General features: G+C 65.9%; 2 protein-coding genes (1 of these 2 running past the window's edge). Both read right to left on the reverse strand.

The window, feature by feature from the left end; translation table 11 throughout:
• Positions 1 to 11325, reverse strand: coding sequence for a non-ribosomal peptide synthetase (locus LOY53_RS13405; RefSeq protein WP_258702759.1), 11325 nt, complete (start codon positions 11323 to 11325; stop codon positions 1 to 3).
• Positions 11322 to 12744 carry the final stretch of a non-ribosomal peptide synthase/polyketide synthase gene (locus LOY53_RS26695; protein ID WP_309475924.1) on the reverse strand. 20909 nt of this gene lie beyond the right edge of the window, so 1423 of the gene's 22332 nt are visible here — the last part of the coding sequence; its start codon lies off the right edge, out of view; the stop codon is at positions 11322 to 11324. Before LOY53_RS26695 ends, LOY53_RS13405 begins: the two co-directional genes overlap by 4 nt.

Raw genomic sequence — 12744 nt, forward strand, 5'->3', positions numbered from 1 at the left:
TTAAGGGGTAACCTTGCCGTGGTGCAGCGCCTGCCCGTCGTGCCACCAGGCCGCCAGGCTGAACACATCCGGCACCTTGAGGATGCTGAAGTGGTCACCGGGCCCTTGCCACAGCGCAAGCGTGGGCATCAGTTGCTGCCAACCAGCCTGCATGGCGGCATGCTCGCGGGCATTGCCCAAGGCATCCAGGCCCGGGTCATCCACCAGTACCAGGCCGACCGGCCCGTGGTAGCTCAACGTTGGCCGGTAGGCCGTGCGCAACGCCGTGGCGAAGGTCCGTACGGTGCCGTCCAGCGCCCCAGGCTGCGACCGCGCCGGCAGCAATCCGACCCGCACCATGGCCGCGTGCAACTGGCTCAACTGCTGATCATCGCTGGCCCCGGCAAAGGCGCCTGGGTCGATACCCAGGGTTTTCCCGGTGGACAGCTGCAACGCCTCGATCAGCCGTTGCAAGGCTGCGCCCAGGGTGTAGGGCTGGCCACAGGTGCCGCCCTCGCCCGGCGCTTCGCTGTCGATCAGTGTCAATGAACGCACGTGCCGGCCCTTGGCCTCGAACCGGGCAGCCATGGCATGTGCCACCCAGCCGCCAAACGAATGCCCGACCAGGTTCAGCGGCCCCTGCGGATAAAGCGCCTCGATGGCCTGCACATGACAATCGGCAGCAGCCTCCACCGAAGTGTGCGGCACCGAGCAGCCGTCCAGCCCCCGCGCCTGCAGGCCGTACAGCGGCCAGTCCGGGCCCAGAGCCTCGGCCAGGCCAATGAAGCTGGTGACGCTGTCGCCAGCCCCCGGCACGCAAAACAACGGTGCATGCCCGTGCTGACCAGTCTGGATCGCCACCAAGGGCTGATAAGCCGCTGCCTTGGTGATGTTCGTGCTAGGCACACTGCCCAGTAGCTGGCCAAGCGCCTGACCGAGTGCGGCCACGTGGGGCGCCTGCATCATGCTGCGGTGGTCCCCCGGCACACCCAGGAGGACCAGGGCCTGGGACGGCAGGGCTTCACGCCAGCCCAGAGTCGACTGGCTGTCACTGCCCTGTTCAGCGCGCAGCAGGTGCACCGGCACGCTCAACGGTGAAGGGCGGTAATGTGCCAACGCACGGCCGTGCGCCAGTTCACGGGTGAAGTAGTGCAGCAGTTGCGCGTCGGTCATGCTCGCCCATAGCCCATAGAGCAACTGGTGCTCGCGGCAGCTGGCGACCAGCGTGGCAAAATCGGCCTGACCGGCCTCCAGTTGCTGCAGGCGTGCCAGCTTGTCGGTGCCTGCCGGGCCTTGCGTGCGCCAGAACGTGCTGCAGTTCAACAGCAACTGCCGTTCGAGTGCACGTGGCCCCTCCCAGCGCGCCTTGCCCTGGTCGGCCAGGCGCGGCACATAGGTGTCGATCAAACCGAGGAATTCGACCTCCTCGTCCACACCCAGCAATTGGTTAGCCATTTCGAAGGCCACTACCCCACCGAACGACCAGCCTGCCAGGCGATACGGCCCCTGTGGCTGCACGCTGCGCATCTGTTCGATCTGGTAGCGGGCCAGGCACTCGAGCGTTTGTGGCTGCGCTTGATCGGCCGGGATGCCGGGTAGCCCATAGAGGGCGAAATCACCGGGCAGGTGCTGGCCCAGCACCGGGAAGTAGAAATCCAGGCCGGTGAATTCGTGAACCAGGAACAGCGGCGTCTGACTGCCCCCTGCACGCACCCGGATCACCCCGCGGTGCGCAGCGTCAGGGCTGCCGAGCCTGGCCGCCAGCAAGGCCACGCTGGGGTGCTGGAACACATCGTTGATGGCCACCTTCAGGCCCGCCTTGGTCATCTTGTCGACCAGCCGGATTGCCGCCAGGGAGTGGCCGCCCAGCTCGAAGAAGTTGTCGTGCCGCCCTACCCGCTCCACCCCCAACAGTTCGGACCAGATCGTTGCCAACCGGGTTTCGGTTTCACCTTCTGGCGCTTGGTACTCGCGGTTCTGCAGGGCCCCGGTATCCGGTAATGGCAAAGCCTTGCGGTCGAGCTTGCCGTTGGGGCTCAAGGGCAGTGCCTGCAGGTGGACGAACAGCGCCGGCACCATGAAGGTCGGCAGGCGCCCGAGCAATGCCGAGCGCAGCGCCTCCACCGGGAACGACTCCCCCGTGTAGTAAGCGAGCAACTGCTGCTCATGAGCGATCACCACGGCCTCCTTGACCCCCTCTATCCGCGTCAGGCAGGCCTGGATTTCGCCCAGTTCGATGCGCAAGCCGTGGATTTTGACCTGATCGTCGTTGCGGCCCAGGTATTCGAGGTTGCCGTCTGCCAGGTGCCGCGCCAGGTCGCCAGTGCGGTACAGGCGTGCACCAGGGCGGGTGCTGAACGGGTCGTCGAGGAACCGTTCGGCGGTCAGTTCGATGCGGTTCAGGTAGCCTCGGGCGACTTGCACGCCGCCGATGAACAGCTCACCGGCCACGCCTTGCGGTACTGGCTGGCCTTGGCTGTCGAGTACGTAAAGCGTGGTGTTGGCGATGGGTTTGCCGATGGGGGTGTTGTCCGGCGCCGTCACGCAATGCCAGGCGCTCACGTCCACCGCTGCTTCGGTCGGGCCGTACAGGTTGTGCAGTTCGACAGTCGGCAGTTGCGTGTGGAAGCGTCGGACCAGGCTGCCTGGCAGAGCTTCGCCGCTGCACAGGACGCGCTTGAGACCATCGGCCGATATTTGGCCGTGAGCCAGGAACACATCCAGCATCGAGGGCACGAAGTGCAAGGTCGTGACGTTTTCGCTGCGGATCACCTGGCGCAGATACGCCGGATCACGATGGCCGCCGGGACGCGCCATGACCAGGCGCGCGCCAGTTTGCAGCGGCCAGAGGAACTCCCATACCGATACGTCAAAGCTGAACGGGGTCTTCTGCAAGACCACGTCGTCTGCGCCGAGGTTATAGGCGTCTTGCATCCACAACAGGCGGTTGACCACGCCGGCATGCTCGTTCATCACGCCCTTCGGCAAGCCGGTGGAGCCTGAGGTGTAGATCACGTAGGCCAGGTGACGCGGGGTCAAGCTGGTGACAACTGGGTTGCTGGAAGGCTGGACGTTCCAAGTCGGCTGATCCAGGTCGATAACCTGGGCCGAATCCGGTACGTGCCGCGTAGCACTGTGCACCAGCACCGCCACTGGCGCGCTATCGCTCAGCATATGCCGCACGCGCTCCGCTGGGTAATCCGGGTCAACCGGCACATACGCGCCGCCGGCCTTAAGAATGGCCAGCAAGCCAACCACCATCGACAGCCCACGCTCGACGCAAATCGCCACCCGATCATCAGATTTAACACCCAGTTCAATCAGGTGATGTGCTAATCGGTTGGCTTGCTCATTCAGCTGGCGATAGCTCAGTACCCCGTCTTCGGCTTTAACCGCGACCGCATCCGGCGTACGCAACACCTGCGCCTCGATCATCCCGTGCAGGGTCTGCTCAAGGTCATAATCCACCGCCGTGTCGTTGAAGCCCTGCAGCAACCGCTTGCGCTCATCGGCATCCGGCAACCCGACATGGCCCGGAAAGGCCCGATCGCTCTCCACGAAGGCCCACAGCAATTGTTCGAGATACCCCGCATAACGCACGATGGTCGCCCGCTCGAACAGGGCTGTGGCAAACACGATACCGCCGGCAAAACCTTCGGCGCGTTCACCCAGGCTCAGGCTCAGGTCGAACTTGGCAATGCACGCGGGCCCACTCACTGCGCTCACCGACAGATCGGCCAGTTGCAGCGCCTGCCGCTCCGGGCTGGCGTCCCAGTCCAGGGTGGCTTGGTACAGCGGCGTATGCGCAAGGCTTCGGCGCGGGCGCAGCAACTCGACCACCTGTTCGAACGGCAAGTCCTGATGCGCCTGCCCGCCCAGCACCACGGCCTTTACCCGGGCCAACAAGGTCGCCACATCCGGTGCCCCCGAGGTGTCCACGCGCAACGCCATGGCATTGACGAACATGCCGACCAGGCCATCCACTTCAGCCTGCCTGCGGTTGGCTACCGGCGAGCCGATCACCACTTCATCCTGGCCGGCCAGCCGGCTCAATAGCACCGCCCAGGCCGCCATGAACAGCATGTAAGGCGTGACGCCATGGCGCCGGCACGCGGCTTTAAGCTCGACACTCAGGCGCGGGGCCAAGCTCAGCGCGACGCTGTCACCGGCATACTGCTGACGCTCCGGCCGTGGGTGGTCCCAGGGCAAGCCGAGCAGCGCTGGTGCCCCGGCCAGCTGGCCAACCCAGTAATCGGCCTGCTGGCGCAGCGCATCGCCGCTCAGCCAGCGCCGCTGCCACAGGGCATAGTCGATGTACTGCACGGGCAAGGCCGGCAAGGGGGCGTCACCACCGCAGCTGAAGGCTTGGTACAACTCGCCAAGCTCGCGCACCAACACCCCCAGCGACCAACCGTCGGCCACCAGGTGGTGCAAGGTCAGCAGTAGCAGGTGGTGGTCCTCGGCCAGCTGCAGCAGGCGCCCACGCACCGGCAGGTCGCGGCTAAGCACGAAAGGTTGGCTCGCCTCCTGACGGATCAACGCCGCAATAGCGGCTTCATCCAGGCCCTGGCAAAGGTCCCGGCCAAACAGGAAGCCTTCGCTACCGGTTGCCAGGACCACCTGCGGCTCGCCTTCCTGTTCAACAAAATGGCTGCGCAAGCTTTCATGGCGCTCGACCAGGCGCCTTAACGCGCGCTCCAGCGCCCCAGCGTCCAAACGGCCCTTCAGGCGCAGAGCCAGGGGAATGTGATAGGCCGCGCTGGCTTCCTCCATCTGCGCCAGAAACCACAGCCGCTGCTGGGCGAACGAAAGCGGTAAAGCACCGTCACGTGGGCCCGGCTGGATGGCCGGCAAGGTATCACCGTCACGCGCAAGGCAGGCGGCCACCGCGGCCAGGCTGTCATCGGCAAACAGGTCGCCCAATGCCAGCTCCAGCCCCAGGCGTTGGCGAACTTGAGCCAACATGCGCATCGCCAGCAGTGAATGGCCGCCCAATTCGAAGAAGCGGTCGTGACGCCCGACGCGTTCCAGGTGCAGCAGTTCACCCCACAACGTGGCCAGCGCCTGCTCGCGCTCGCCTTCCGGTGCTTCGTACGCTGTCACCGCCAGGTCCTGGGGCGCCGGCACCGGCAAGGCCTGGCGATCAACCTTGCCATTGTTGTTCAGCGGCATCTGCGGCAATGCGACAAAAGCGGTAGGCACCATGTAATCTGGCAAGCGCCCACGCAGGAACGCACGCAGGTCAGCGGCCTCCACTGGGGCCTCGTGCCGGGTAAACCAGGCCACCAGCCGCAATGGGCCCTGCTCGTTCGGCACAGCCATCACCACGACTTCACCGACACCCGGTGCCAGTGCCAACTGCTGCTCGATTTCGCCCAGCTCGATCCGGTAACCGCGAATCTTGACCTGGTCGTCATTGCGCCCCAGGCACTCCAGTTGGCCGTCAGGCTGCCAGCGCACCAGGTCGCCGGTGCGGTACAGCCGAGCGCCCGGCTGCGGGCTGAACGGGTCATCGATAAACCGCTGCGCCGTCAGTTCTGGGCGGTTCAGGTAACCCAGGGCCACGCCGTCGCCGCCGATATACAGTTCACCGACCACGCCTTGCGGCACGGGCTGTTGCCAGGCGTCCAGCACATACACCTGGGTATTGCCGATCGGTCGGCCAATCGGCACTTGGGCTGCATTGGGCGCCAATTCACGCACCTCGCAGGTCACCGCGAACGTGGTCGTTTCAGTGGGCCCGTAGCCATTGAGCAGGCGCAGCTCAGGTGCTTTGTGCAGCAGGGTGCGGAAGGCGGCGGGTTCGGCACGCTCACCGCCGCTGATCAGCACGCGCAGCGCGGCCAGGGCCTCGGGGATCAACTGCACGTACTGATTGAACAACGCCGTGGTCAAGAACAGAACGGTGATGCCCTGCTCCGCCAGCGCCTTCGCGAAAAGCGCTGGGTCGACCAGCGTGCGGTGGTCGATCACCCGCACCTGCCCGCCATTGAGCAACGCGCCCCACACTTCCAGGGTGCTGGCATCGAACGCCGGGTTGGAAGCGAAAGCGATGCGGTCGCTGGCCAACAACCCGGCATACCGCTCGTTCAGCACCAACCGCGCAATACCCCGGTGCGGCACGCACACGCCCTTGGGTTTGCCCGTGGTGCCAGAGGTGTACATCACATAGGCCGCACTGCCAGCATCCTGAGCCAACACAGGGTTGTGGCCAGGCTGGTCATCGAGGACCAGTTGGTCCAGGTCGACCCGCCGTACCGCATACTCAACCGGCGTGCCAGCAAGTGTCAGCAGCGCGGTGGCCTGACAATCCTCGACCATGAAGGCCTGGCGCACGGTCGGGGCATGAATGTCGAGCGGTACATAGACCGCACCACACTTAAGCACGGCCAGTTGCGCCACCAGCAAGTGCAACGTGCGCGGCAGCAGCACGGCCACATAGGCACCCGGTGCCACACCAGCGCCCATCAGGTAGTGGGCCAGACGGTTGGCGCGTTCGTTGAGGGCCCCGTAGCACAGCGCCTGGTCGCCCTGCACTGCCGCCACGGCCAGGGGATGGCGCGCCACGCGCTGCTCAAACAGCTGCTGCACGGCTTGGTCCCGGGGGTAATCGCGCTGCGTGGCATTGAAACTGTGCAGCAGTGTGTGGCGCTCGGCGTCGCCAAGCAACGGCACCTGTGCCAGCGGCTGTTGATCATCGCCGATCATGGCCCAGAGCACGGTTTCGAAATAGCCGACATAGCGCCGCACGGTTGCTTCGTCGAACAGCGAGGTGGCGTAGTCCAGGCTGCCGGCCAGCGTGTCGCCGAATTCGCCGAGGTTCAGCGTCAGGTCGAACTTGGCGACCTGGCCAGTCTGGGCCACGGCCTCCAACTGCAGGCCCGGCAGTTGCAAGGCGCCACCTTCGATCGCCTGCCAATTGAGCGTGGCCTGGAACAAGGGGGTATGGCCGAGGCTGCGCACTGGGCGGACGATTTCCACCACCTGTTCGAATGGCAGGTCCTGGTGCGCCTGTGCCTCCAGCACGCGCGTGCGGACCTGCTCCAGCAGGGTTTGCGCCGTCGGTGCGGCAGCCGTGTCGATGCGCACGGCCAGGGTATTGACGAACAAGCCCAGCAGCGGCTCCAGCTCGGCACGGCCGCGGCCCGCCACAGGGCAACCGATGACGATTTCGCCCTGGCCGGAAAGCCGCGTCAACACGGCGGCCCAGGCGCTCAGCACGGCCATGTACAGGGTTACCCCGTGGCGCTGGGCCAGGCTGCGCAGGCCAGCCGCCAGGCGGGGCTGCAACTGCAGTGGCAGGCTTGCGCCGGCAAAGTCCTGGCGTTCGGGGCGTGGGCGATCACTGGGCAGTTTGAGCAGGCTGGGCGCGCCGTCCAGGGCCTGGCGCCAGTAATCGGCCTGGCGCTGCAACTGGGCGCCGGCCAACCAGCGGCGTTGCCACACGGCATAGTCGCCGTACTGGATGTCCAGGGCCGGCAGCGGATCATCCTGGCCCTGGCAGCAGGCCGTATACAGCGCGCTCAGTTCGCGGGTCAGCACGCCCAGTGACCAGCCGTCGGCAACGATGTGGTGCACGGTCAGCGCTAGCACATGATGCTCTGCGCTCAAGCGCAGCAAACGCGCACGCAGCAGCGGCCCGTGGGCCAGGTCGAAAGGCGCACTGGCCACTTCATGCAAGCGGGCCGGCAGCGCCTCAACGCTCAGGTCTTCACGCTGGAACCAATCGGCACCCGCAGTGGTAGCCAGCACCACCTCGGCACTGTCATCGCGTGGTACGAAGCGGCTGCGCAAGCTCTCGTGGCGCTCGATGATACCCAGCAAGGCCGCTTCCAGCGCATCGGCATCCAGTGCCCCGCGCAGCCCCAGGGCCAGCGGCACATTGTAAGCCTGGTTGCCGCCTTCCATTTGCGCCAGGAACCACAGCCGCTGTTGGGCGAACGACATCGGCAGCGGCGCATCGCGCGGCACCGGGCGTATCGCTGGCAGCTCACTGCGCCCGGCATGGGCCAGTACCTCGGCCACGGCGGCCAGCTCGGGGTTGGCGAACAGGTCGGCCAGGCTCAGTTCGACACCCAGGCGCAGGCGCACCTGGGAGACCATGCGCATCGCCAGCAGTGAATGCCCGCCCAAGCTGAAAAAATGGTCGCGACGGCCGACCCGCTCAACGTGCAGCAACTCGGCCCATAGCGTTGCCAGCGCCTGCTCCAACGCCCCTTCGGGGGCCTCGTAACCCTGCTCGAACAGCGCCGAGCGCTCCGGGCGTGGCAATGCGCGGCGGTCGAGTTTGCCGTTGGCCGTCAGCGGCAACGCCGGCAGCTCAACATACGCCACCGGCACCATGTATTCCGGCAGGTGCGCCTGCAATTGGCTGCGCAGGCCTTCTGGGGTGAGCGGTTGGACGCCTGCCTGGGCGGTGAAGTAGGCCACCAGGCGCGGCTGGCCGGGCTGGTCCTCGCGGGCCAGCACCACGGCTTCATCGATGCCAGCCAGGGCGTTCAGCCGGCTTTCGATCTCGCCCAGTTCGATGCGCACGCCGCGGATCTTCACCTGGTCGTCGTTGCGCCCCAGGTAGTCCAGGGTGCCGTCCGCCAGCCAGCGCACCAGGTCGCCTGTGCGGTACATGCGCCCACGGGCGACGAAGGGGTCGTCCAGGAAGCGCTCGGCGGTGAGCGCCGGGCGGTTCAGGTAGCCTCGGGCAACCCCGGCGCCACCAATGTACAGCTCACCTGGCACACCCAACGCGACAGGCTGCAGGTGTGGGTCGAGTACGTACAGACGGGCGTTATCGACCGGCCGACCGATGTGCAGCGCCCCGCCCGCTTCCACCGCGCCGGAGCTGGCCACCACCGTGGTTTCGGTCGGGCCGTAGTTGTTGACCACGGCAAAGCGCTGGGTGCGGTTGAACTGGCGCAGGCGGTCACCGCCGATCAACAGGGTGCGCAGGGTCGGGTGTTCGAGCTGATGGTTGAAGGCATACTCGGCCACTGGCGTCGGCAAGAAGCTCACGTCCAGGGGCTGCGCCTGCCACCAGGCGAGCATGGCATCCAGGTCGTCGTTGCCCTCCGACGCCGGCGCCAGGTGCAACGTGGCCCCGGCGCACAACGCCGGCCAGACTTCCCAGGCCATGGCGTCGAAACCAAAACCGGCCAGGCTCGAAGTGTGCCGGCCATGGCACAGGTCGAAGGCGCGGCAGTGCCAATCGACCAGGTTGTTGACGGTCTGGTGCTCGACCATCACGCCCTTGGGCTGCCCGGTGGAACCGGAGGTGTAGATCACATAGGCCAGGTGGCACGCGCTCAGCCCCGGCACAACCGGGTCGCTCTCGCATACAGGCCAGTGCGGCTGATCGAGCAGCACCACCGGCACCGCGACAGGCCCCAGGCGCTCACGCAGCACCTGCTGCGTCAGCACCGCTACCGGGCCGCTGTCATTCAGCAGGTAGTGCACGCGCTCATCCGGGTGGGCGGGGTCTACCGGCACGTAACCGGCTCCGGCCTTGAGTACCGCTAACAAGCCCACCAGCGTCTGAAGGCTGCGCCGCGCCACCACGGCGACGCGGTCGTCAGGCCGCACGCCCAGGTTGATCAGGTGCTGCGCCAGGGCATTGGCCTGGCGGTTGAGCTCGGCGTAACTCAAGCGCGTACCGTCACAGGTGGCGGCGACGGTGTCAGGGTGCAGCTCGGCGCGGTGTGCAATGCGCTGGTGCAGGGTCAGTTGCCGCTCATACGGGGCCGGATAATCGTTGAACGCTTCCAGCAGCTCCGTGCGCTCGCTGTCGGGGAGCATGGCCAGCGCCAGGACCGACGACTGCGGTGCTTGCACCAGGCTTTCGAGGGTCTGCTGCAGGTAAGCACAGACGCGCTGCGCCGGCACTTCGGCGCTGGCCAGCAAGGTCAGGCGAAACGCTTCGCCCAGGTCGTCGACGCTAAGCGTCAAGGGGTAGTTGGTGGCTTCGGCCGACTCGACGATGTCGATGCCGGCCAGGGCTGCGCGGCGTGGCTGGGTGCTGTCCACTGCGCTGTGGCGGTAATTGAGCAAGGCATTGAACAGCGGCGCCGGCGCCGCCACACCGCTGCACCGCTGGGCCAGGGCCAGTGGCGCGTGTTCATGGCGCATCAATGCGCTCAGCCGTTGGTGGGTGGCGCGGATCGCCGTCGGCAAGTCAGCACTGTCCAGGTCCACGCGTACCGGCAGGGTATTGATGAAAATCCCCAGCGCCCGGTCGGTGGCTTCGGCGCCCTGCAAGCGCCCCATCAGCACTGTGCCGAACACCACCTGCTCGCGACCGGTCAGCCCACCCAGCACGCGCCCCCAGGCCAGGTGGAAGAGGCTGGCGACGCTCACGCCCAGGCTACGCGCCTGGCTGCGTAGCTGCTGGCACAGCGCAAGTGGCAGGTCGAGCGCGTGCTCGTTGTGCACCTCGCCCACGCCTTGCACATCCTGGATGCCGTAGGCCAGGGTCGACGCGTCGATCCCCCCCAGCATGTCGCGGAAAAACGCCTCGTGTTCGGCCTCGCTGATACCCAGCACGGCTTGTGCCACATAATTGCGAAACGGCACCGAGGTGCCGAGCCGATCACCCTCGCCGGCCAGAAACGCGATCAGTTCGTGACGCACCACTTCCAAGGCACTGTGGTCCATGGCGATATGGTGGAACTGCAGGGTGGCGGTCAGTGCGCCATCGGCCTGCTCGGCCTCACGTAGCAGGCGGATTAGCGGTGCCTGGGTCAGGTCGAGCCTGCCGCGCGTGGGGTCGTTGTCGGATAACGTCGCCACCTGCAGGTCGGCGCGGCGCCAGACCACCTGCACCGGCGTTTCCAGCCCTTCCCAGTGCACCGAGGTGCGCAAGATGTCGTGGCGGGCAATTACACCACGCAGCGCATCGGCAAACGCCTGCAAGCGGGCCTCGCTGGCAAACACGAAACGCGCCTGCATCACGTACGGGTCGCTGTCGGTGGCACTGGCGTGGTGGAACAGCATGCCCTGCTGCAGCGGTGCCAGCGGGTAGATGTCTTGCACGTTGGCCGCGCCGCCGGGGATGCAAGCGACGATGCGGTCAAGGGTGCCCTGGTCCAGGTCGATCAGGTTGAGGTGCTGCGGCGTAATGCGCGTGCAGCCCGGCTCGATGAGGTTGGACGGCACGTGTACCGCGCCCTGTTTCACGGCCACGTACTCGCCGCGCTCGATCATCGCCACCAGCGTTGGCTTGTGTTCACGCAGTTGCGCCACCAACGCGGGGTCGGTCAGGGCCTGACGGTTGCCCTGGACGGCCAGTTGGCCGTCCTTCAACGCCAGTTGCACGTTTTTGGCCGTCAGTGTTGCCAGTAGTTGGTTGATGCTCACAGGACGATCTCCATTCTGTCTGTGATGGCTGCGTAGCCCGCCAAGGTCGGTTGGTCGAACAGGGCGCGCACGTCGGCTTCCAGGCCTTGATCACGCAGGCGGGAGGTCAGGGTCACCGCCAGCAGCGAATGGCCGCCCAGTTCAAAGAAGTTGTCATGCCGCCCTACCCGCTCAACGCCCAGCAGCTCAGCCCAGATCGCAGCCAGCAGGGTTTCGGTTTCGCCTTCTGGGGCTTCGTAAACACCTTTTTGCAGGGCTTCGGCGTCCGGTAATGGCAAAGCCTTGCGGTCGAGTTTGCCGTTGGGGCTTAGGGGCAGTGCGTCCAGGTGCAGGAACAACGCGGGCACCATGAACTCCGGCAGGTGGGCCAGCAATGCCGTGCGCAGAACGTCTGCGGCCATTTGCTCACCGGTGTAGTACGCCACCAGACGCTGGTCGCGGGCCACCACGACGGCTTCCTTCACGCCTTCGATGGCCGTCAGCCCAGCCTGGATTTCACCCAGCTCGATACGCAGGCCGCGCAGCTTCACTTGGTCATCGTTACGGCCCAGGTACTCGATGTTGCCATCGGCCAGGTGCCGCGCCAGGTCGCCGGTGCGGTACAGGCGTGCACCAGGGCGGGTGCTGAACGGGTCGTCGAGGAACCGTTCGGCGGTCAGTTCGATGCGGTTCAGGTAGCCTCGGGCGACTTGCACGCCGCCGATGAACAGCTCACCGGCCACGCCTTGCGGTACTGGCTGGCCTTGGCTGTCGAGTACGTAAAGCGTGGTGTTGGCGATGGGTTTGCCGATGGGGGTGTTGTCTGGTGCCGTCACGCAGTGCCAGGCACTCACGTCCACCGCTGCTTCAGTCGGGCCGTACAGGTTGTGCAGTTCGACAGTCGGCAGTTGCGTGTGGAAGCGTCGGACCAGGCTGCCTGGCAGAGCTTCGCCGCTGCACAGGACGCGCTTGAGACCATCGGCCGATATTTGGCCGTGAGCCAGGAACACATCCAGCATCGAGGGCACGAAGTGCAAGGTCGTGACATTTTCGCTACGGATCACCTGGCGCAGGTACTCTGGATCGCGATGGCCGCCGGGGCGCGCTATGACCAGACGTGCGCCGGTTTGCAGCGGCCAGAGGAACTCCCATACCGATACGTCAAAGCTGAACGGGGTCTTCTGCAAGACCACGTCTTCAGCGCTGAGGTTATAGGCGTCTTGCATCCACAACAGGCGGTTGACCACGCCGGCATGCTCGTTCATCACACCCTTCGGCAAGCCGGTGGAGCCTGAGGTGTAGATCACGTAGGCCAGGTGACGCGGGGTCAAGCTGGTGACAACTGGGTTGCTGGAAGGCTGGGCGTTCCAGGTTGGCTGATCCAGGTCGATAACCTGGGCCGAATCCGGTACGTGCCGCGTAGCACTGTGCACCAACACC

The sequence above is a fragment of the Pseudomonas sp. B21-031 genome (assembly GCF_024748985.1).
Lineage (GTDB): Bacteria > Pseudomonadota > Gammaproteobacteria > Pseudomonadales > Pseudomonadaceae > Aquipseudomonas > Aquipseudomonas kermanshahensis.